The sequence below is a fragment of the Paenibacillus sp. NPDC058367 genome, assembly GCF_042723305.1.
GTDB lineage: Bacteria > Bacillota > Bacilli > Paenibacillales > Paenibacillaceae > Paenibacillus_AQ.
This window is the reverse complement of the sequence record NZ_JBHXIZ010000007.1, coordinates 212632-233805: the sequence shown is the minus strand read 5'-3', so window position 1 is coordinate 233805 and position 21174 is coordinate 212632. Positions and strand designations below refer to the sequence as shown.

The window sequence follows — 21174 nt, the reverse complement described above, 5'->3', positions numbered from 1 at the left end:
TGGAGAAGGAGAAGCGGGATCAGGCACGGAGTAAGGCGAGGAAGAGATAGGGGGTGAATGAATGAAGATAGAAGCATCTAAAGCCGTAATGCTACCGATGAAATCCCTGGCAATCTGGAAGAGTGTCAATAAACAATGTGTTCGTATAAACAGTCATCTGGATATCGTTAATCGTTTGGTCAAGGGAATGCAAGTGGTTGTTAAGCGGTCAAATGATGAGATGAGCCGTTCTCTGAATCAAGTAAACCAGTCTTTGCAGGACATCAACGATACTCTACTTGAGGGCTTTAAACGTCTCCCTCCTAAAATTGTAGTTCCCAGGGATATAGTTATTGAGCAAAGCCAACAAGCAGGGCAATCACAACAGCTAGCTCTACGAACGCTGAGTATCTCTCCGGGTGAGCAAATGGGCAAGAAGGAAGAAGAAAAAGCGAAGAAGGTAAATTGGTGGAAGGGATTAAAAGCAAAAGAGAAAAAGAAAGAAGAGGAGAAAAAGCCCGAAGTGAAGGCTGACCCAGTCCCTACTCCTAAAATTAATCTGAGAAAGGACCCGCCGACTCCACCATCTCCACCATCCCCTGACTCAAAAATTATGAAATTTCTTAAGACAGCAGATGTGGTAAAACCATTTAACGCGGTTAAGTCTTTGGGGGAGAAAGCTGTAAAGGCTGCGGCAAAACCGGAAGATATCGCTAAATGGAATAAGTTGAATACGAATATCGACGCTGTACTTGCAAAAATTGGTGAGAAAGCGATGGGTGCTCTGAGACCAGTAATGGATACCTTAAACAAAGCTCTGACATCAGGCCAATTGTTGCCGATTATAGATGCTATGGCTAATGGTTTTCTCTTCATAGCTAATGTGATTGGTATGGTAGTCGATGGCTTATTATGGCTGGTGGGAGTAGTGCAGGAAAACTGGTCTTGGATTAAACCGTTCCTAGAAGCGATAGCATTTGTCTATCTAGCAGCTATGATTGTGCAGGTGTATTCGCTTGCAGCAGCATGGATGGTAGCGAACTGGCCTATTTTAGTAGTAATTGCTGTTATTGGAGCTCTTATTTTAATTTTTCAGATGTTAGGTGTTTCTGCGGGGGATGTTGTTGGTGCTATAGCAGGGGCTTTTGGGTGGTTAGGCGCAGTATTGGATAACATTTGGATTTTTATACAAAATTCAGCGATCTACGCATGGGATTATATTGTTAATAGTTTTCATGAAGCCGTTAATTTTATGAAGCAACTATTTTATGACCTGGCTATGGGGGCCCTTGATGTTCTTTACAATATGACGGTGGGAGCAGAAAGCTTTGCTGGAGGTTTCATGAAGGTGATGGCAAAAGCAATCAATTGGGTACTCGGCAAATTTAATTCCATGATTGAAGCTTTAAGTCATATTCCTTTCTTCGATAAGATGGGGATAAGTGAGATAAAAGTCGATATGCTGGAACCAGAAATCCCTCATGCGGCAAGTGATATGATCGATAAATACCGTCAAGGACTTAAGACACTTGCTCCAACTCTAAACGATATTCCAGAACAAAAGACGCCGAAGATTGAGTACGTTAATCTAAAAGATAGTTTTAATAGTGCCAGTCAAACAGGAAAGAATGCGATGAACAGATTTATGGATAAAGGGCGCGATGCAACGGATAAAGTAAAGGAGAAGTTGAACCCGATTAGCAGTATACAATCTCTGAATTCAACAGGACTATTAGCTAACCAAAGCAACAACCTCAACACCGTTAACCGCGTGAAAGAACTCGACTCCATCAACGGCACTGTAGATATCTCCAGTGACGATCTGAAAATGCTTCGTGAGCTAGCGGAGATTCAGGCGATCCAGAATTTTGTGGAGCTTACGCCGACGGTGCAGGTGACGACCGGGAATATTAATAATGCCGGAGACATTGATTCGATTATCAACAAGATCGGGCAAAAGCTGAACGAGGAGTTTGTCTCTACAGCACAGGGGGTGTATACGTAACGTGGAAGAGTACGGGATTTTTCTTGGTTTTAATAATCAGGCGGAAGCATTCCGGCTGCCAGTCAACCCGGAGACCTTGGAGATCAAGGAGAGCGGGGATGGAAAAAGCTATACTATTATCGATCTGGGTGAGATCAATACGATTGCTTATCCGAAGCTGACGGAGATCACAATTGAAAGTATATTTCCGGCACAAAGATATCCGTTCGTATTGGTACAAGAGGACGGGCTGAAGAGACCCTTTGAATATGTGGAGCTTATTAAGAAGTGGATGACGAGTCGCAGGCCTATTCGTTTTGTATTCTCCGGGGTGAGCTATGCGGATGACACGAAAAAAGCTGAGGGGAAGCTAAACGATGCGAAGAAATGGTTAAAGCAATCATCGACTAGTGAGGATAAATCCATAGAGATTGATTTTGGTGTGAATATGGCTATGAGTATCGAAGGCTTCACTTGGAAACTCAGTGCAGGTACTTCAGGGGATATTGAATATTCGTTGTCTCTCAAAAAGTATGTATTCTATCAGGCTGTAGCTGTAAAGGTTGTCAACGATGAAGTGAAGGTAGAACAGAAGCGGGCTAATGAAAAGCCCAAACCTACTACGTATACCCTGAAATCTGGAGACAACCTATGGAAAGTTGCTAAAGAAAAGCTTGGGGATGGCAAAAGGTGTGGAGAAATCCAGAAACTTAATGGCATTAAAGATAGTGAGCTGAGAAAGCTTCCAATCGGTAAGGTCATTAAGCTGCCGTAGGAGGATGTTATGGAACTGGTTGTGAAGAATAAGGAAGGGAATCTATGGGATATTTCTGGCATCGTCTCCGATATTTCTTGGAAAACAGCCCGCTCAGGAAAGCCGGCAACGCTAGAGTTAACACTTGTGGACAGTGGAATCTATCAGCATCCCAAGTTCGGCATTAGCAACGGTGATATTATTCAGTTCAGCAAAGATAATGTGGATGTATTCTATGGGTTTGTGTTCAGTATTGATACAGGCTCGGATCAGGAGATTAAGCTGACTGCCTATGATCAGATGCGTTATTTGCTGGGCAATGGCAGTTATGTTTTGCAGGATGTTACGGCTAGTGATGTGATCAAAAAAATAACACAAGATTACGGACTGCAGACAGGTGAGCTGGAGGATACGGAGTACCGGATTCCCTCTTTAATCGAGGATGACAAAAAGCTGTTGGATATCATTATGGGAGCGATCGGCAGTGAGCTTCAGTATAAGGGGCGGTTGATGGCCTTTTATGATGACTTTGGTAAGCTAACGCTGCGAAAACCGGAGTCTATGCTGCTTAATCTGGTGCTTGGAGCGGGGCATTATCTGTACGACTATTCGCTCAAAAAAAGTATTGATGATGATACGTACAACACCATTTTTCTATACAAGGATAATGAGAAGTCTGGTAAGCGTGATTTCTTTCCGGTTAGTGATAAGGATAATGTGAAACGCTGGGGTATCCTGCACTTGTATCAGAAGGCCGATGACAAAGCGAATGCTTCACAAATTCAGGAGAAGGCAAATAATCTGCTAAAAATGCACAACCGTGAAAAGCTTAGTCTCTCCGTACAGGCGATTGGTGATATGCGCGTAAGGGCTGGTAATTTCATTTATGTCCTGCTTGATGAATTCAAGACTCAGGTGTTTCTGGTGGATCAATGCAGTCATAAGATTTCCGGTGGGGAGCATACGATGTCCCTCGATATAAAGGTGGTGTAGAAATGATGTTGGATATTATAAAAAAAGCAAGCTTAGGAGCCGTGGGAAATACAAATCCCGTGGCTTTTTCTTATGGGACGGTAACGGAGGTAGCTCCTTTGCAGATCCAGGTGGATCAACGTTTTATTTTATCGGGGAATGCGCTAGTGCTGCCTGAATCGGTAATGGAATGTAAAGTCGAACTAGAGGGTAGAGAAGTGGTAGTGCGTCGAGGGCTTGCCTCTGGTGATCGGGTTCTGATGGTTCGGATGCAGGGTGGACAAAGCTATATTGTTCTGGATCGGCTGGTGAGTCCGATATGATTCCTGCGATTGGAAAATCTGGACCGATAACTGCCCTTCTTGAAGGCGAGGTCAACCTTGAACGTGGGGAAAGTCCCAGTCTAACTTACCGAATGGATTGGGACAGAAAAAGGATCACTGGCCAAGTGGATGGACTTGAGGCAGTGCAGCAGGCAGCGGCCAAAATTCTGCGAACCGATAGATTTGAACATCTGATTTACAGTTCGGATTACGGAACAGAGTGGCAGCTGGTTCTGGGTAAGGATCGGCTGTTAGTCAGAGCTGAAATCAGACGTGTCATTAATGAGGCCTTACTTCAGGATGAACGAATCCTTAGCTTAGAAAATATTGAGGTTTCTTTTACCGGAGAAAACTTAACTTTTGACTGCAAGGTGGTTACACGTTACGGAAATTTTCAGCTGAGAAAGGAGTGGAATGAGGATGTATGAGGATCAGACGTATGAGGCTCTTTTAGAGCGGATGCTGGACCGGGTTCCGTCAGGTCTGGATAAACGCGAGGGCAGCATTATTTATGACGCGCTCGCTCCGGCAGCAGCAGAGCTCGCGCAGATGTACATTGAGCTGGATGTGAATAATAATCTGTATTTTGCAGATACGGCGACCGGAGAGTACTTGGAGCGAAGTATATCCTGGTCAGGAATTGTTAGGCGAGAAGCGAGCAAAGCGCAACTGAAGGGGATTTTTTATAAAGCGAATGGAGGATTTGTAGATGTCCCTCTCGGAAGCCGCTTTTCACTCGATATGCTGAATTATATGGCTGTGGAGAAGCTATCTCCTGGAGTGTACCGGTTGGAGAGTGAAACCGCTGGAGAAGAAGGAAACCGATATTTTGGCTCTTTGCTGCCGGTGGATTATATTTCAGACCTCGCGCGTGGGGAAATAGCTTCCCTTCTGATCCCTGGGGAGAACTCCGAATCGGATGAATCGCTACGGCAGCGTTATTTGGATTCAGCCAGACGCCCAGCTACTAGCGGCAATAAATATCACTATATGGAGTGGGCTATGCAGGTTGTAGGGGTGGGAGGTGCACGTGTTTTTCCGTTATGGAACGGTCCTAAGACGGTGAAAGTGATTGTTGTGGATGCCGAGAAACTTCCTGCTTCTGAGCTGCTGGTGACAAAGGTTCAGCATTACATTGATCCGGTCTCTGGAGCGGGTGAGGGGCAAGCCCCCGTAGGTGCTGTTGTAACTGTGGCGTCAGCGAAGGGCAAAAGTATTAGTGTAAGCGCAAAAGTAACCCTTGCTTCAGGTTATGCGCTGCAAGCTGTAAATGAAGAATTTAAGGCGATTCTTGAGAGCTATCGCAAAGAGAAGGCTTTTTCAGCAACCTATATTAGCCAGTCTGTAATCGGTGCCCTATTGCTAGCTACTGAGGGAGTCGCAGATTACAGTGAGCTGAAGCTGAACGGTGGAGCGGGCAACGTAATGTTGAACGAAGAAGAAATTCCATTGTTCGGCAATGTTTTACTGGAGGTGTAGCATGGGTTACCCGGAGAAAGTTGATATTTTTCAAGAAAAGCTTAATAAAAAAGCAAACGGCGGCAGCTATGTTATTGAAGAGAGATTACCGCTTGTAAATGGCATGTATAGTGGTGCGCTTGCGCATGACAACATCAATAATCAGACCATCGCAGTGTACACAGGGTCACAGTATTCCGGGATCGAGCTGCGTAATTTTACGGTGTCTTTTCCGGATGAAGCGCCATGGCGGCGGTTGATTAAGATTTTTGCCGATGTGCCCGAGGTTTATGTGACTTACGAAACCCCCGGCGATACCGTTGAAGCAGAGGATATTAACGGTTTGCAGGAAAGTCTTACTGCTGTTCAAACTGAAATAGAACGTTATAAGAGCAAGGGCCAGATTGACGGGGGATCTTTTAGAAGAGAGGTGTAAAATGGCACAGACCATACAAATAAAGCGGGGAACAAAGGCTGAACTAACGAGTTATGGCGTGTTGAAGGTAGGAGAGCTTGGTTTTTGCAGTGACACTAAGGAAGTTTATGTTGGTGATGGGACTTCCAATTCCATGGTCGGAAGGGCACTATCGGGTCCAGAAGCCTCTCGTCCAGTTGCAGGAGCCGTTGGCCGTTTGTATTACGTGACTACGGGTACGAATAGCGGATATTTGTATTTTGATGATGGGGCAGCCTGGCAGCGGATGAATGCGCAGAAGCTTAGCGATCTGACAGGTACAATTGATGATATCGCTGATGGAGCAACCTATGCGAAGGTGCTTAAAGCGGATATTAGTGCGGGGCATATCAATAAAGTATCAGATGGCACGAACGTAAAGACCGCGGCTGAGATTAAGACTCATATTGATGATGTGAACAAGCACCGGACGATCAATGATGCCGGGACTACGATTACAGATTTGTGGTCAGCGCAAAAGATTAAAAATGAAATTGAGCTGGCCAAGCATAACATTGAACCGCAAGCGTCGGTAAAAGATCAGAACCTGCTGGCTCCACCAGCCAGTCCGGTTGAGGGTGATCGATACATTATTCCAGCTGGAGCAACCGGGGCATGGGCGGGGAAAACGAATCAAATCGTTGAATATCAATCTGCCGCTTGGGTATTTTATGTTCCGGCTGTAGGCTGGACCGCTTACGTCGATGATGAGCAGAAGATTTATAGCTGGAACGGTAGCGCATGGGTGCGTACAGGTGGTGCGTTACAGACTATTACCGCTGGTAACGGGCTGATAGGCGGCGGTCAAGCCGATGCTGTGACGCTGAATATTGGTGCAGGTAATGGGATCACGGTTACTGCAGACGCGATTGCGGTGACGGCTGGAAAAGGGATCACCGTGGACTCGGCTGGTGTAGCCGTAAGTGTGGATGGAAGCAGTATCGTTTACGATGCAGCGAATGGCAATAGACTTACTGTAGCCAGTATTGATGGCGGAACATTCTAGGGGGCGGGACAATGGCTTTAAAGACATTGATTCAAATACGCCGCGGATTGGAAAGTGCGATTGGAGCACTGGCTATTGGTGAGCTTGGCTACTGTACAGACAGTGGGAAGCTATATATCGGTTCTGCTGCTGGGAATGTCTTGCTAGTTGCGGCACAAAGTACCGGGGACATGCTGAAAAGTATTTACGATACGAATAACAATGGCAAGGTGGATTTCGCGCAACAAGCGGATAGTGTAGCTTGGGCGGGGGTAGCGGGTAAACCAGCAGTGTTTCCTCCGGCGGCGCATACACATGATTATTTGCCCAAAGGGCCCCTAACCTGGAATCAACTGAAGGGGGTGTAGGGGGATGAGCTATGGCAACTCTTTATTCAGCGAATTATTGTATTCCGCAGATGAAGATTCGAATCATCCGGGTGAAGTCGAGGCGCCTGATCTAATGCAGTATTTGCCGGATTATTATAAGGATGTCCGTGAAATGGAGAAGCTTCAGGAGACCATCGGGCTAGAAATTGGTGGACTGAAGGTAGGCACTGTAGATGTACTGGATCAAGCGTTTGTTGAAACAGCAACGGTGAGCCTTGGACGTTGGGAGGCTGAGCTTGGACTAAATATTGATTCATCCAAGTCATATGCCACACGCCGAGAGATGATTAAGGCGAAGCTGCGTGGAAACGGGACGACAACGCCGGAGATGATCCAGCGGACAGCGTCCGCTTTTTCAGGTGGAGTGGTTGAAGTTAAGGAAGTGCCTGATGAGTATCGTTTTGAGATTCATTTTGTGAGTACGCTGGGCATTCCTCCGAATATGGCAGGGTTAATTCAAATTATAGAAGAGATTAAGCCCGCGCATTTGGCTTATGAATTTGTGTTCAGCTATACGTGGTGGGACTCTGTTAAGGCTTTGACCTGGGAGAATGCTCACAGTAAGACATGGAACGAATTAAGAACTTATAGATAGGAGAGTGACACATGCAAACGACAGGAAATTTGGGGTTAAAAAAGCCCGAGGGAACAGATATCGTTGATATTGCCGATCTGAACGGAAATATGGATATCTTGGATAATGCCGTTAATAGTAAAGTGGATAAAGCTTCTGGCAAACAGCTGTCTACGAATGATTACACCACAGCTGAGAAAACGAAGCTGGCGGGGATTGCTACGGGAGCGAATAATTATTTGCATCCTAATCACACGGGGGATGTTACTAGTAACGGGGATGGAGTTACGGCTATTGCTGCTGGGGCAATTGTAGATGCTGATGTAAATGTTTCTGCCGGGATTGCTTGGAGTAAAGTTAGTAAAACAGGTGCGTCTTTGGCCGACTTACCTACACGCTCTGCTGGTGATCTTTCCAGCGGTACCCTCCCGGCAGCGCGGCTCCCAGCAGCTACAGGTGATGTAACATCCCCGGCAGGTAGTAATGTCTTTACTCTCTCGGCAGGGATTCAGGGGCAAATCAATAGCAAAGCACCTTTAGCGACTACACCACAGCAGACCACAGCAGACATTACCTACTATGTCCGAACAGATGGTAGTGATAGTAATACAGGGCTAGCGAATACAGCAGCAGGAGCGTTTAAAACTATCACAAAAGCTATCAGCCTTATTCCGAAAATGGTCAATCATAAAGTTATCATTAACATCGCAGCCGGAACATATTCCGAGTCTGTTATTGTTTCAGGTCTTGTAACAGCCACTGATTTTTCTATTATTGGTTCTGGTGTTGTAAACATTGTATCTTTAGAGGTTATAAACTGCTATGGAACTATTAATATTACTGGATTGACTGCAACCACAACTACAAAAGACTCATTTAGCTCCTCTTCTTCTGCGCGTGTTGTTTTTACTTCATGTATTGCTACAGTTGTAAGTACATTCGCTTCTTTTTGGTCAGGTTCTTCTAATGTGTTTATTAATAGATGTACTATCTCAAATAGATCCGTTGGTATATCTGCTCTCGCAGAAAGTATGGTGTACGTAGGAGAATGTACTGGTGTAAATAATGGAATTGCATATCTATCTGGATATGGTTCATATCTTGGATATCAAAGCAGTGTTCCGAGTGGCGCTATGGTGGTGCAAGACAGTGGGATGCTTGTTCCGGGTAGTGGTGTCCTTAACCCATGGGGAGATAATACAACTGGTATGCGTACAGGTATCGCGATAGGGGGCGGGCTTAATGCTCAATCTATTCCTGCTAACGTCCTTACTAAAGTTTCTTATTTTCATAAGTATTATGATTACTTAGATGAATGGAGCAACAGCAAGTTTACAGCTAAAAAGAACGGACTGTATGCAATTAACACCATGTTAATGCTTATTGGAGCCGCCGATGGCGTCGTTGTTGAGATTTTTGTTTATAAAAATGGCGTAAGAGATCAGTGTATGGGGCGCGGTGGTGCTGTTAGAATGCAGGATTTAGCCACTAGCGGGTCTATTATAACGGACTTAGGTGCAGGAGATACATTGGAGATTTATATGCAACAATCTGGTGCCACCTCTCTAGACTTAACAAACGACGGTGTTTTTACAAACCTCAGAATAACACGAGTATCTTAAAAGGAGGGATTATCTTTTGAATATAGCACTAGCAATTATGTATCTATACCCAAACGCCAAACCAATGTATGACTTTATCGTACAGGACAACGGCGCTGAGCCTGTATTACGCGAGGGAGCTGAAGAAAAGGGACGGGTCAGATATGAGATCAAACAGCCGGAAAAAGACGAAAGTCCGATAGAGGGCGTACATTACCGATACGGAATCGACTATAATCTATTGGTCGTGGGAGAGGATTACGACCTTGTAGAACGTGGGCAATATATCGCAGTCTGGAACTTGGACGCACCACAACCAACAGAAGCCGAACTTCAAGCAGCATGGGCGGCATATCAAGAAGCTGAAGCTAACAAGCCACCAGAGCTGACGGAGACCGAGCAACTCCGAGCCGATAACGCAGCTTTATTACTGGAGCTAGTGCAGACGCAGGCAAGGCAAGATCAAGCTGAACAAGATCAGGCAGCCTTACTTCTAAGTCTTGTGGAAGGAGGTGTACTGTAAATGAACTGGTACGTACTGATTAAGCGATACTTCGACGCAGGGTTGTATACGGGGGAGCAGTTACAGGTGTTTGTTACCGCCAAAAAGATAACGGCTAAACAAGCTGAAGAGATTACAGATAGCGCCATATAGTAGGCGTTTTTATTTTGCCCTCGTATCTGCTACGAGGGCTGTTTTATTTATCACTTTAGAAGGGGGCTGTTATATGACCATTGTGGGAGTGAATTCAGGAGGAGACGATGCTGAAGCAGCGCCCATTGAGCACCGTTTAGAAGATGTTGAAAATAGACTAGTAGTCATCCAAGACGAAATCTTTAGATTTGGAACGGAACATCTTAGTTTTAGTAATGAGCTTCTAATATTAAAAGAAAAACAATCGCGTCATGAGGAAGATGTGAAACAAATAAAACAATCAACAATAGAAATGAAGATTCAATTTAACGAGATTATGAGGCGTTGGGACACTTTAGACTCACGTGTGTTTCAGTTATTGCAACAATCCCAGACGGACAGCAAGAGCGAAAGAAAAGTGTTTGTTGATCTACTTAAATACGTTCTGGCTGGTACTATCTTTGCTATTATTGCCTTTTTATTTAAAGGAGGGGTATAGATGCTCACTTTGTCCCAAATCAAAGAAAAATCAAGTAAACGCCTAACCAACCTACACCCCATAGTCCGTTCCGCTGCTACTGCTCTAATCGAACGTTGTTACAAGCTCGATATCCCCATTCTCATCACGCAGGGTCTTCGCACAATTGCTGAGCAGGATGCTCTTTACGCACAAGGACGCACTAAGCCTGGAGCGATTGTCACCAATGCGCGTGGCGGGTATAGCTACCACAATTTTGGACTAGCCGTAGATTTTGCTCTTTTGTTGCCTAATGGATCTAGTGTGTCTTGGGATATGCGTCTGGACGGCAATAATAACCAGATAGCAGATTGGCAGGAGGTTGTAAAAGAGGCCAAGGCACTTGGCTTCGAATGGGGTGGTGATTGGACGAGCTTTAAGGACTATCCACATTTTCAAATGGCGTTTGGGTTAACACTCACTCAGCTACGAGCAGGGGCAAAGCCCTCAACATCTGCGGTGGAGTCAGCGTATAAGGTCATCCATCGGAAGGAGGAGGAAGACTTGAAGAGTGATGTTATTGCCGTCGTAAAGGTTAACGGGGTTAAGATTGCAGATGGAGTTCTTGAAAAAGGCATCACCTACGTTCCCGTACGTGTAATTGCAGAGGCGCTCGGCGCTCAGGTAGGATACGATTCCGCGACACGAACGGTTGAGATTAAAAGTACTCACTAAGGAGGTATCTATCATGGAAACTAGAGAGATTTTGGATGATGTTATGGCATTCGCCTCTATCTTAGCAGTATTCGTACTGGCACTTGTTCAATTGGTCAAAAATAGTATCAATATCCCGCGTAATGCAGTCCCTGTCATCGGACTATTGATAGGCTTTCTCATCGGAGCGGTAGCGTATCCTTTTACCGATCTGGATATCGTTCTTCGCCTTTGGGCTGGGGGGCTGGCTGGTTTATCTGCGACGGGGTTGTTTGAGCTAGCTTTTAAGGATCGCCCGGGGACAACGAAAGAGTAAATGGATAATAGGTACGAATCATAAAAAAAGGGCTGTTCCAAAACGTCTGAATAGACCTAAGGAAGAGCCCCATTGTTTTTTATGAGATTACATAGTTAAGCTTCAGAACGAAAGCGTACTTCCAGGCAGCAAAGAGTACAGCCCTGCAAAACCTTCTCCTTCTAATATAGAAGTGACATGATCAATATGCGATTTGGGAGCATGAACGAGCACCGACCGGCGGCTGGGAACCGTTTGGAGCATTTCTCGAATATCCGGTAAGCCTTGGTGGACTTTATAGCGAATGAGTGAGATTGTACATCTCATGTCGCTAGATTCTTCTACCATAGAATGTTTAACGAGACGGTGCCCGAAACTGCCTGCCGCCAAATGTCCCGTGAAAATCACATGGTTCTTAGGAGAAGCCGAGAGCTGATGAAAATACTCTTGTGCTTTTGCCGACTGCATCATTCCGTCATTGGTAAACACGATTGAGCTCTTGAGATTCAACAATGCCTTTGCACGTTCCTCTGAATTAGATACAATGCACAAGTTCTTTCTATTAAAAAGCATATCAACGCGCTGAATAGCGCCCTCTTTCAGCCATTCGGTCTTATCGCTCAAACCTCTTAAAGGAGCTATGAGCTCTTCTTCGACGATCAGCTGATCATCCGGGAAACACTCGCTTGCCCATACGATTAATTCCTGGCTTCTGCCATGGATAGGCACCGGAAGGAGGACTGAACCCCCTTTTTGCAGAGTGTTACAGATCGCTGACTCTAATTGCTGTAACTTTACAAGCTGCTCATCAGGATCCGCGCCATATGCGGCATCGATAATGGATAGATCGACGATATCTTTAGCTCCGGCTTCCATAATCGTTGGTGAATCTGCCATGAGCAGCAACGACTCCTTCGTATAATCCCCTGAGAAAAATACGATTGTTCCGTCCCATTCGAGGATCAGCCAAACTGAACCTGCTAAATGTCCGCTTCGCCCCCATTGTACTCGAAGATTAGATGCAATCCTCAGCCAAGTCTGAGGGGGGATATGCTCCTCCAAATACATGAACTGGATAGATTGCTTATCTATTTCTCCATAAGGTAGTGATGCGGACTGAGCAGCCACATATTTATCCCAAGCTTCGAAATAATCGGGAAGCTGTTTAACGGTGGCTTTCGTTGTCCATACCTTACCTGAATATCCGTACTTATACAGTAGGGGAAGTGCTATGGAATGATCCTCATGCGCATGGGACAGAAACACTGCCTGCAAATGTGGGATGATGTCTGTATCTAGCAGGGGGTATTCACCTGGACCTTCTTTTTTGACACCACAATCGAGTAGAATACCAGATTGCCCATCTTTGTCCTGCAAAAGATAGGAGGAACGGCCATGCTCTCCGGCCCCTCCCCAAATCGTTAGTGTGCTCATCGTTGTCTCCGCTTTCTATCTGGGCTTAAATATTCTAATACTAGTAGTAATATAGTGGTAACGCCGACAGAGATTACTGCCATGGCCATCCCCATCGCTACAGCACCTTGTTCAAACTGGGCAAAAATATAGGTCGCCGATGTCTGCATTGAAGGTGGAAGAATGAGTAAGGAGGCTACCAGTTCCCGATTGGAAATGGTGAAGGTCATCATCCATCCAGCCACCATCCCCGGTAGAATGAGTGGGAGCAGGATACGGCGGAACACATAAAGCTTGCTTCCTCCGAATACTTGTCCCGCTTGCATAAGGGAAGAATCGATCTGCCCATAGCTCGCTTTTACATACTGAACAGTGTAGGGGATGAATAGTACAACGTAGGTAAGCACAACCATCCAGTAGGTATTATAGAGCGGAATAGGCATCCAGCGAGCATTCCATAGCAGGATTAGCCCTACTACAATTACAATTCCAGGAACTGTGTTGGGAAGTAGGCTGAATAGATCTGTAATTTTCTGCTTGAATGTAGCTCCTTTTCCTACAGTTAAGGCAAACCAAGTCCCAAGAATAACTGCGATACTGGAAGCAACGATGGCTAATGTGAAGCTATTTAATAAGGCCTCAAGACCTTGAGAACCCGGTGATAGCAGCTCTGCATAATGTTTCAAGGTTAAATTGCTCCAAGATACGCCTTCTCCTCGCAGCTTCAATAATGAGGCTGTTATGATTGAAAAATAAGGAATGCCGATAGATGCTAGAAGTAATAGAACAACATACCCCCAACTAAGAACCCCTATGATCCCCGTACTTTTATAACGTTTGGTGCGAGTCCCTTTTCCGCCAATTAGGCGATAAGAGAAGCGACTGCTAATTAGAGTCTGGATGTACCACATGACGAGACAAACCCCGAGCAGCAAGGAAGCTAGTGAAGTAGCCTTTCCAAAATCTATTGGCCAACTAGAGATATACTTATGGATCTCAGAGGTCAGAACGTAAAAGCCGATCCTACGACCAAAGGTCGCAGGGGTACCAAATTCGGCAATCGTTTTGACGAAGATGAGAAGAGCTCCAAGCCCATAGCTGGATAATAGCAAGGGAATGATTACTCTTTTAAATCTGTAAAAGAACGGAGCGCCATGAACAGAGGCTGCTTCCTCCAGATTGCCTCCGATCTGCAAAAGCGCATTACGCAGCAGTAAATACAGGAAGGGGAATAAATGCAGGCTCATGATCAGCACCATCCCTCCATAACTAAAGAAATACGGAGTCAGCACGGAGGAAGAGGGCAGAAACTGTTCCATATACCCACCCGTTTGCATAAATAACATCCAACCCATTGAACCAATGTATGGCGGAGTCATAAAAGGGATTAGTAGCACAACATCCAGCCAATTATGATGCCCTAAGTCCGTTTTAGCCATAATCCAGGCCAGAGGTAGTGCAAATAGCGTAGTTAGTAGAATAACGCTTACCCCGAGCCCGATAGAATTCAGCAGTACCTCAACCAGATCATGACTACTCATAATGGTTCGTAGTGGCGCGGCTATATCCAGCTGCTCATTGGGATAGATACTGGTCCAAAAAATGAGCAGGAGTGGCAGCAGTACGAGCACTGTCAGTATAAATAAAGCAAGTCCGCCGCTCACCCATTTAAATGAGCGTAAAGAGTTAATATTCATTACGCTTATTTAAAAATTTGTGTGAAGGTCGAGGAAACTTCATCACTATGTTCGTTCATCCATTCCCATTTCACATCAAATGTCTTAATTTCATCGAGATTTGCACGATTCTCTGCTTTCACATCGGTTCTGCCTGGCAATAAGTAGGCTTTAGCAACTAGCGCTTGAGCTTCATCAGATAGAAGATAGTCGATAAAAGCTTTGGCATTATCTACATTCGGGCTTGTCTTAATAATCGCAGCCGGGCGAGGGCTGATCACTGTTCCTTCAGCAGGGTAGACGATATCTACAGGCTCTCCATCAGCTTTTGCCTTATAAGCCATATAATCTACACCCGAGGCAACGACGGATTTAGCACCGGTAATAACCGGATCAAGTGCCTCTTGATTGGCGCCCGCCATCGCTACACCATTGCTTTTGTATTGTTTAAAAAGATCCCAACCGCTGTCCCCTTTAGCGCTTAAATATCCAGTTACGAAATCTAGAGCCGATCCAGATAGCGAAGGATCTGGAATATTGACGGTTCCTTTCCATTCCGCTTTAGTGAGATCATCCCATGAAGTCGGAGGTGTGCTTACTTTTTTAGTATTGTAGACAATCCCCAGTGCGGATGCGCTATAGCTAAAATAATTGCCATCTGCTGTGTCTGACCAATCGCTAACGAGCTTATCTGCATTAACCGCCTCTTTATATGGAAGCAATAATCCATCATTCTTCATCCCTTGCATGGACGGAAGGGAGGCAAGAACAACAACATCGACTACTGGATTGGACTTCTCTGCTTCCATACGGGCTAGTATTTTTCCAGTAGTGCCTTGGAACATTTCGACCTTCACACCGGTTTTGGCTTCAAAGCCGTCTTTAATTTTATTGGCTAGACCTTCAGGACCTGCGCTGTAGACGACAAGACTGCCACTCAGAGCTTTCTCTGTGGGTTGTGGTGCTTCAGTTTGAGCTGTAGTGTTAGCGGTTGAAGTCGGATTGCTTGCGTTAGCAGCAGGAGTGTTAGTAGAGCTACAGCCGGCTAGACTCGCTCCGATTATAGTTGTTAGAAGAAGTGAACTAAGTCCTTTAGTGTTATTCATTGATTTCAATGTGAATGCCTCCCTAATATTTTTTGCATCTTGCTGCATGGAACAGCATCATACGAGCTATTCCATGCAGTGGACGCTTAATTCAGATGATGGATCTGGTGCTCTGAAGCGTAGACCTGGATCGTCTCTCCAACAGGTAGACGTTGATCATGATAAGCGGTCCAAGCGGTTTGGTTCTCCATTTCTAGAATGACCTCATAGCGATCACCCATATAGCTCACATGTCGAATCGTCCCCGTAAAAGGGAGAGAGGAAGCATTCTCCTGAGACCAACGTAAATGTTCCGGACGAAGCATTTGCTTATCGGGAACGATCCAGTTGGATTTTCCAATAAAATGAGCTACAAAAGGATGATTGGGTTTCTGATAAATCTCCTCAGGAGAACCTGTTTGTAAAATAGTTCCACCTTGCATCACGACCACTTCATCTGACATAGACATCGCCTCGGTTTGATCATGGGTGACATATAGAGCAGTAATACCCATGTTCCTCACCAAGGAGGTTAACTCCAGCCTCATTTCATCTCGCAAGACTGCATCTAGTGCACTTAACGGCTCGTCGAACAATACGAGTTGGGGTCTAGTAACTACAGCTCTGGCAAAAGCAACCCGTTGCTGTTGTCCACCGGACAGCTGATGGGGAAAGCGTAGCTCGAGTCCTTCCAGCTTTACGGATCGAAGGGCTTGCTGAACCCTAATCCGTAAATCCTTTTTCTGCTTAGAGGCACGAAGTCCGAAGGCGACATTCTCGAAGACAGTTAAATGCGGCCAGAGCGCGAAATCTTGAAAGACCATGCCAAAGTTGCGGCTATGGATGGGGCGACTAATTTTTTTGCTGCCTGAGAAAATAAACTCGTCATCCATTAGGATTTCTCCAGCATCCGGTGTTTCTAGCCCAGCAATCAGACGGAGTAGTGTCGTCTTTCCACAACCTGAAGGACCGAGTAATGTCGTAAAGCTTCCAGCGGGAATCTTCAGATCTGCAGCCTTCAAGGCATGCACATCTCCGAATTTCTTTTCCAATCTGTGGATTGTAATTTCCTTCATCTCTATCTACCTGCCTGTTCTTAAGCTTGTTCTTAGTGTAAAGGTAAAGAATTCCCGCTATATTTGCTGAATGTAACTGTGATATTAACTTTTTTGCCGATTTATTTTAACATTCATAGAATTCTTCTATGTTACCGTTTAGTGAATAGGCGAGGAGTGGATGATAATGAACCTTAATTTAATCAAGCTGGAAATCGTAGAACTGTTAAATAAACATAAGAAAATAACTACAGTAGCCGATAAACTCGGACTGAAGCAGCCCACCGTTACGTACCATTTAAAGAATTTAGAGCAGCAATTGGGGGAGAAGTTATTTGAATCCAGAATGGATAAAATGATTCTTACGGAGAGTGGAAAAGCGTTTCTTCATTATGCGACTAAAATCAATGCACTAGCTGCAGAAGCGGAGCGGGTTGTAAAAGAGTTCAGTCAGGCGGGGCGGGGAACGCTTAAGATTGGTGCCAGTTACGTTCCAGCTACTTATATTCTTCCAAAAATATTGGGGCTGTTTGGAGAACAACATCCGGGGATTACGATCTCTTTATCGGTTAAGCCTTCCCCTGTAATCAAAGAAATGCTGGCTAGCCATGAGATTGACCTTGGTATTTTGTCTACAGAATCTTTTTATCTACCAGATCTGCATACTCAAGCCTTGTGTGAGGACGAGCTCGTGCTTGTTTTTTCGCCATCTCATGAATTTGCCTCATTTTCTAATCTAAATCCGGCTATGATTGCTTCAGCAAGTTTTATATTACATGACAAGGAGTCGAGTACACGCCAACTGACGGATAAATGGTTTGAGCGTGAGGGGAATGAACCGAGGACCTATATTCTACTGGATTCACTGGAGGCCATAAAGCAATCGCTTATGAGTGGAAAGTACGTTTCGTTTATATCGCGTCTTGCTGTGGAGGATGAGGTAGCCAGAGGAAGATTGCTAATGCGCACCATTCCAGATTATAATTTTCAAAGACATATTTATTATTCGTATAACCGCGATCGTCATTATTCTCCTCTTATTGGCCTGTTCATCGATCAGATTCGAACGCTCCGTATTTAAATACACATAATGAAGGTATGCTAGAGCCATTATATATAAGAAAGAATACATAAAATATAAGGACTGTATAAATTGAGAAATTGGTGTATAATCTTAGATACTGTGTCGCTTTACAGCGCAAAATAGTTGGAGATTTTCACACAGTTTTATTGTATGATATGAGGAAAGCTTTAATAGGCGATTTTTAGACAGACAATAATTAACACATTGATCCGGAAGAGAATGGGGGGAGCAGCATGACCGAACTTACGACTACCGTCAGCAAAAGCAACTCTAACAATCTGCTGCGACGGGACGTACGGTTCTTGGGGAACATTTTAGGAGAGGTCTTGGTTCACCAAGGCGGTAACGAACTACTAGAGATCGTGGAGAAAATTCGCGAAACCAGTAAATCGCTGCGCTCACTATTTTTACCTGAACTGCACAGTGAATTTAAGGAGTTAATCAATTCTTTGGATCCAGAGAACCGTCATCAGGTAATAAGAGCATTCGCTATTTATTTTCAGCTCGTGAATATTGCCGAACAGAACCATCGGATTCGCCGCAAACGTGACTATGAACGTTCAGCTGGGGAGACAGTCCAACCCGGTTCTATAGAAAGCGCGATTAAAGAGCTTCGTGAACGTGATTTCTCTCATGAGGAAGTTAACGAGATTATTGCAGGATTATCTCTGGAACTTGTAATGACGGCACATCCAACGGAAGCTATGCGCCGTGCTATTCTCGATATTCATAAGCGGATATCTGATGATGTTATGGGTCTGGATAACCCTACCTTAACCTTCCGGGAGCGTGAACAGCTCCGTGAGAAGCTATTAAATGAAGTGATTACGCTATGGCAAACGGATGAACTGCGTGACCGTAAGCCTACCGTACTCGATGAAGTACGTAATGGGATGTACTATTTCCATGAGACGATCTTCCATGTATTGCCCGATGTTTATCAAGAACTTGAACGTTGTCTCAGTAAATACTACCCAGGGCAGAATTGGCATGTACCAACCTACTTGCGTTTTGGCTCATGGATTGGTGGAGACCGTGACGGTAACCCTTCGGTAACTTCTACAGTTACTTCACAGACCTTGCGCATGCAGCGTAAGCTGGCGATTCGGGAATATCAACGGATTATGCGTGAACTCATGAAATATCTAAGCTTTAGTACAAGTATTGTTAAGGTGACACCTGAGCTAGTAGAATCCATTGAAGCTGATCGTGAGATCATTAATCTTGGCAAGATGGAAGAATGGCGCAATGATAATGAACCTTACCGTATTAAGCTTAGCTATATGATCTCCAAGACACAAAATGTTCTGGATGATGAGAAAAAAGATACTCTTGAGCGTTATTCTACACCTGAAGAGTTTATCGATGATTTGAACGTGATTGACCGCAGCTTACGGCATCACTATGCCGATTATGTGGCCGACACTTATATTAAGAAATTGATCCGTCAAGTGGAGCTGTTCGGTTTCCATACGGCGACACTTGATGTGCGTCAGCACAGTCAAGAACATGAGAATGCTATGACTGAAATTTTGGCGAAAATGAACATTACGCCGGATTACTCCAAACTGTCTGAAGATGAGAAGATTGAGCTACTGGAGAAGCTGTTGAATGATCCACGTCCAATCACTTCTTCTTATCAGACGTATAGTGAGGGTACAGAGGAATGTCTTGCAGTGTACCGGACGATCTTCGCTTCGCAAGAAGAGTACGGCAAACAATGTATCACTAGTTATTTGATCAGTATGGCAGAAGCGGCAAGCGATATTCTGGAGGTTATGGTCTTCTCCAAAGAGGTAGGACTATTCCGCAAAGATAATGACGGTACAGTCGTATGTACGCTGCAAGCTGTGCCACTTTTTGAAACGATTGATGATTTGCATGAAGCACCACAAATTATGAATAGATTGCTCAGCATGCCTATCTACCGCGATGCAGTAAGAGCAATGAATGATTTGCAGGAAATCATGCTTGGATATTCAGATAGTAACAAAGATGGCGGCGTGGTTACCGCTAACTATGAACTGCGTGTTGCTCTGAAAGAGATTACAGCTACAGCCGATAAGTTCGGAATCAAGCTGAAGTTCTTCCACGGTCGTGGTGGAGCGCTCGGTCGTGGCGGCATGCCGCTTAACCGCAGCATTCTGGCTCAGCCAGCCTCGACGATTGGCGGCGGCATTAAGATCACCGAGCAGGGAGAAGTTATCTCCTCCCGTTATTCGATGCAAGGGATTGCTTACCGCAGTCTAGAGCAAGCGACATCTGCGCTTGTGACTGCAGCGATCAATGCGAGAATTCCACAAGCGGATTTATATGAAGAGAAGTGGGAAGAGATTGTTGCCCGTATCTCTGAAGTTTCGCTTCACAAATATCAGGATTTGATATTCCGTGATCCGGACTTCCTGACTTATTTCAAAGAATCCACACCTCTGCCTGAGGTTGGAGAGCTTAATATTGGTTCACGCCCTTCCAAACGGAAGAACAGTGACCGCTTTGAAGACTTGCGTGCAATTCCGTGGGTATTTGCGTGGACACAAAGCCGTTATTTGCTTCCAGCGTGGTATGCTGCTGGAACCGGACTGCAGAGTTTCTATGAGGGTAAGGAAGAGAATCTGAAGGTAATGCAGCATATGTATGAGAACTTCTCATTCTTTACTACACTGATAGATACGCTGCAAATGGCTATCTCAAAAGCGGACTTGATCATTGCTAAGGAATACGCCAGCATGGGCAAGAACGAAGAAGCGCGTCAACGGATCTTCGGCCAGATTGAAGATGAATTCAAACTGACATCTGAGCTGATCCTGAAGATTACTGGCCAGCAGGATATCTTGGATAACGTCCCTGTGATTCAGGAGTCGATCAGACTCCGCAATCCTTACGTTGATCCACTTAGCTACCTGCAGGTTCAATTGCTATCTGAGCTTAGAGCGCTCCGTGAAATCGATGGAGACGATAGCGAATTGCTCCGCGAAGTATTGCTTACCATCAATGGCATTGCCGCTGGTCTTCGGAATACCGGCTGATATAGTCTTAACACAAAGAGTCCGCCCTTTATTGGGGCGGACTTTTTGTGCTTGTATAGGAAATTACGATAGCAGAATCATAGATCGAAAATAAAGCGATACGCTGTGGCACACGCGTTATGGACATTGCCAGGAATGTGTGCAAAGGATGCACAAAAGGAGCGCTGGAGCCCGTGTTTATTTGCATCTTTATAAGAATTACTGTCTGTTCGCACACATAAACATTTTTAAGTTTCATATTTCTCTGCTTCAGGGTCAAAAT

Annotated in this window: 22 protein-coding genes; 18 read left to right on the top strand and 4 right to left on the bottom strand. The window is 45.0% G+C overall.

Going from position 1 to position 21174, the window contains the following annotated elements; genetic code table 11:
* The first annotated feature begins 61 nt into the window (after positions 1 to 61).
* The 16 genes from ACFWMP_RS27940 (at position 62) to ACFWMP_RS27865 (ending at position 11594) form a co-directional block, all read left to right on the top strand.
* Positions 62 to 1984 carry a hypothetical protein gene (locus ACFWMP_RS27940; protein WP_379425496.1) on the top strand — a complete coding sequence of 641 codons (1923 nt, stop codon included), beginning with the start codon at positions 62 to 64 and terminating at the stop codon, positions 1982 to 1984.
* Between the two features lies 1 nt (position 1985).
* Entirely contained in the window at positions 1986 to 2738 is a 753-nt protein-coding gene (locus ACFWMP_RS27935; RefSeq protein WP_379425494.1) for a LysM peptidoglycan-binding domain-containing protein, read from the top strand.
* Positions 2739 to 2747: 9 nt separating this feature from the next.
* Positions 2748 to 3710 (top strand): XkdQ/YqbQ family protein, encoded by a 963-nt coding sequence (locus tag ACFWMP_RS27930; RefSeq protein WP_379425492.1) that lies wholly within the window; start codon positions 2748 to 2750, stop codon positions 3708 to 3710.
* A 5-nt stretch (positions 3711 to 3715) separates the two neighbouring features.
* Positions 3716 to 4012 (top strand): DUF2577 domain-containing protein, encoded by a 297-nt coding sequence (locus ACFWMP_RS27925; RefSeq protein ID WP_042132514.1) that lies wholly within the window; start codon positions 3716 to 3718, stop codon positions 4010 to 4012.
* A complete protein-coding gene (locus tag ACFWMP_RS27920; RefSeq protein WP_042192117.1) occupies positions 4009 to 4440 on the top strand; it encodes a DUF2634 domain-containing protein in 432 nt (143 codons plus the stop codon). Before ACFWMP_RS27925 ends, ACFWMP_RS27920 begins: the two co-directional genes overlap by 4 nt.
* A complete protein-coding gene (locus ACFWMP_RS27915; RefSeq protein WP_379425489.1) occupies positions 4433 to 5491 on the top strand; it encodes a baseplate J/gp47 family protein in 1059 nt (352 codons plus the stop codon). Before ACFWMP_RS27920 ends, ACFWMP_RS27915 begins: the two co-directional genes overlap by 8 nt.
* A gap of 1 nt (position 5492) precedes the next feature.
* Entirely contained in the window at positions 5493 to 5906 is a 414-nt protein-coding gene (locus ACFWMP_RS27910; protein ID WP_042192112.1) for a hypothetical protein, read from the top strand.
* A gap of 1 nt (position 5907) precedes the next feature.
* Positions 5908 to 6930, top strand: a complete 1023-nt coding sequence (locus ACFWMP_RS27905; protein ID WP_379425487.1) for a DUF2793 domain-containing protein — start codon at positions 5908 to 5910, stop codon at positions 6928 to 6930.
* Between the two features lie 11 nt (positions 6931 to 6941).
* Complete coding sequence (locus ACFWMP_RS27900; RefSeq protein WP_076300996.1) at positions 6942 to 7277, top strand: hyaluronate lyase N-terminal domain-containing protein; 336 nt, start codon at positions 6942 to 6944, stop codon at positions 7275 to 7277.
* A gap of 4 nt (positions 7278 to 7281) precedes the next feature.
* A complete protein-coding gene (locus ACFWMP_RS27895; protein ID WP_379425484.1) occupies positions 7282 to 7893 on the top strand; it encodes a putative phage tail protein in 612 nt (203 codons plus the stop codon).
* Between the two features lie 11 nt (positions 7894 to 7904).
* Positions 7905 to 9494, top strand: coding sequence for a pectinesterase (locus tag ACFWMP_RS27890; RefSeq protein WP_379425482.1), 1590 nt, complete (start codon positions 7905 to 7907; stop codon positions 9492 to 9494).
* A gap of 16 nt (positions 9495 to 9510) precedes the next feature.
* Positions 9511 to 9996 (top strand): XkdW family protein, encoded by a 486-nt coding sequence (locus ACFWMP_RS27885; RefSeq protein ID WP_379425480.1) that lies wholly within the window; start codon positions 9511 to 9513, stop codon positions 9994 to 9996.
* Positions 9997 to 10128 carry an XkdX family protein gene (locus ACFWMP_RS27880; protein WP_379425478.1) on the top strand — a complete coding sequence of 44 codons (132 nt, stop codon included), beginning with the start codon at positions 9997 to 9999 and terminating at the stop codon, positions 10126 to 10128.
* A gap of 73 nt (positions 10129 to 10201) precedes the next feature.
* Entirely contained in the window at positions 10202 to 10606 is a 405-nt protein-coding gene (locus ACFWMP_RS27875) for a hypothetical protein (protein WP_379425476.1), read from the top strand.
* A complete protein-coding gene (locus ACFWMP_RS27870; protein ID WP_379425474.1) occupies positions 10607 to 11299 on the top strand; it encodes a M15 family metallopeptidase in 693 nt (230 codons plus the stop codon).
* 31 nt (positions 11300 to 11330) lie between these two features.
* On the top strand, positions 11331 to 11594 hold the full coding sequence (locus ACFWMP_RS27865; RefSeq protein WP_379425519.1) for a holin: 264 nt from the start codon (positions 11331 to 11333) through the stop codon (positions 11592 to 11594).
* A gap of 102 nt (positions 11595 to 11696) precedes the next feature.
* Here ACFWMP_RS27865 and ACFWMP_RS27860 read toward each other — a convergent pair whose 3' ends face one another.
* From ACFWMP_RS27860 to ACFWMP_RS27845, 4 genes are all read right to left on the bottom strand, one after another.
* Complete coding sequence (locus ACFWMP_RS27860) at positions 11697 to 13007, bottom strand: MBL fold metallo-hydrolase (RefSeq protein WP_379425472.1); 1311 nt, start codon at positions 13005 to 13007, stop codon at positions 11697 to 11699.
* Positions 13004 to 14683: an ABC transporter permease gene (locus ACFWMP_RS27855; RefSeq protein WP_379425471.1), complete on the bottom strand. Its 1680-nt coding sequence runs from the start codon at positions 14681 to 14683 to the stop codon at positions 13004 to 13006. Before ACFWMP_RS27855 ends, ACFWMP_RS27860 begins: the two co-directional genes overlap by 4 nt.
* Positions 14684 to 14688: 5 nt before the next feature.
* Positions 14689 to 15768 (bottom strand): ABC transporter substrate-binding protein, encoded by a 1080-nt coding sequence (locus ACFWMP_RS27850; RefSeq protein WP_379425517.1) that lies wholly within the window; start codon positions 15766 to 15768, stop codon positions 14689 to 14691.
* Positions 15769 to 15854: 86 nt separating this feature from the next.
* Complete coding sequence (locus ACFWMP_RS27845) at positions 15855 to 16823, bottom strand: ABC transporter ATP-binding protein (protein ID WP_379425469.1); 969 nt, start codon at positions 16821 to 16823, stop codon at positions 15855 to 15857.
* 166 nt (positions 16824 to 16989) lie between these two features.
* Between ACFWMP_RS27845 and ACFWMP_RS27840 the strand changes: the two genes are divergently transcribed.
* Together ACFWMP_RS27840 and ppc are read left to right on the top strand one after the other, a co-directional pair.
* Positions 16990 to 17883 carry a LysR family transcriptional regulator gene (locus ACFWMP_RS27840; protein ID WP_042192084.1) on the top strand — a complete coding sequence of 298 codons (894 nt, stop codon included), beginning with the start codon at positions 16990 to 16992 and terminating at the stop codon, positions 17881 to 17883.
* 236 nt (positions 17884 to 18119) lie between these two features.
* Positions 18120 to 20912, top strand: coding sequence for a phosphoenolpyruvate carboxylase (gene ppc, locus ACFWMP_RS27835; RefSeq protein ID WP_341126894.1), 2793 nt, complete (start codon positions 18120 to 18122; stop codon positions 20910 to 20912).
* Positions 20913 to 21174 lie beyond the last annotated feature (262 nt).

What these genes read in the sequence shown, in the direction of transcription:
- ACFWMP_RS27940 (WP_379425496.1), top strand. Translation starts at nt 62, where the DNA reads ATGAAGATAGAAGCATCTAAAGCCGTAATGCTACCGATGAAATCCCTG.
- ACFWMP_RS27930 (WP_379425492.1), top strand. Translation starts at nt 2,748, where the DNA reads ATGGAACTGGTTGTGAAGAATAAGGAAGGGAATCTATGGGATATTTCT.
- ACFWMP_RS27925 (WP_042132514.1), top strand. Translation starts at nt 3,716, where the DNA reads ATGTTGGATATTATAAAAAAAGCAAGCTTAGGAGCCGTGGGAAATACA.
- ACFWMP_RS27920 (WP_042192117.1), top strand. Translation starts at nt 4,009, where the DNA reads ATGATTCCTGCGATTGGAAAATCTGGACCGATAACTGCCCTTCTTGAA.
- ACFWMP_RS27915 (WP_379425489.1), top strand. Translation starts at nt 4,433, where the DNA reads ATGTATGAGGATCAGACGTATGAGGCTCTTTTAGAGCGGATGCTGGAC.
- ACFWMP_RS27910 (WP_042192112.1), top strand. Translation starts at nt 5,493, where the DNA reads ATGGGTTACCCGGAGAAAGTTGATATTTTTCAAGAAAAGCTTAATAAA.
- ACFWMP_RS27905 (WP_379425487.1), top strand. Translation starts at nt 5,908, where the DNA reads ATGGCACAGACCATACAAATAAAGCGGGGAACAAAGGCTGAACTAACG.
- ACFWMP_RS27900 (WP_076300996.1), top strand. Translation starts at nt 6,942, where the DNA reads ATGGCTTTAAAGACATTGATTCAAATACGCCGCGGATTGGAAAGTGCG.
- ACFWMP_RS27895 (WP_379425484.1), top strand. Translation starts at nt 7,282, where the DNA reads ATGAGCTATGGCAACTCTTTATTCAGCGAATTATTGTATTCCGCAGAT.
- ACFWMP_RS27890 (WP_379425482.1), top strand. Translation starts at nt 7,905, where the DNA reads ATGCAAACGACAGGAAATTTGGGGTTAAAAAAGCCCGAGGGAACAGAT.
- ACFWMP_RS27880 (WP_379425478.1), top strand. Translation starts at nt 9,997, where the DNA reads ATGAACTGGTACGTACTGATTAAGCGATACTTCGACGCAGGGTTGTAT.
- ACFWMP_RS27875 (WP_379425476.1), top strand. Translation starts at nt 10,202, where the DNA reads ATGACCATTGTGGGAGTGAATTCAGGAGGAGACGATGCTGAAGCAGCG.
- ACFWMP_RS27870 (WP_379425474.1), top strand. Translation starts at nt 10,607, where the DNA reads ATGCTCACTTTGTCCCAAATCAAAGAAAAATCAAGTAAACGCCTAACC.
- ACFWMP_RS27860 (WP_379425472.1), bottom strand. Translation starts at nt 13,007, where the DNA reads ATGAGCACACTAACGATTTGGGGAGGGGCCGGAGAGCATGGCCGTTCC.
- ACFWMP_RS27855 (WP_379425471.1), bottom strand. Translation starts at nt 14,683, where the DNA reads ATGAATATTAACTCTTTACGCTCATTTAAATGGGTGAGCGGCGGACTT.
- ACFWMP_RS27850 (WP_379425517.1), bottom strand. Translation starts at nt 15,768, where the DNA reads ATGAATAACACTAAAGGACTTAGTTCACTTCTTCTAACAACTATAATC.
- ACFWMP_RS27845 (WP_379425469.1), bottom strand. Translation starts at nt 16,823, where the DNA reads ATGAAGGAAATTACAATCCACAGATTGGAAAAGAAATTCGGAGATGTG.
- ACFWMP_RS27840 (WP_042192084.1), top strand. Translation starts at nt 16,990, where the DNA reads ATGAACCTTAATTTAATCAAGCTGGAAATCGTAGAACTGTTAAATAAA.
- ppc (WP_341126894.1), top strand. Translation starts at nt 18,120, where the DNA reads ATGACCGAACTTACGACTACCGTCAGCAAAAGCAACTCTAACAATCTG.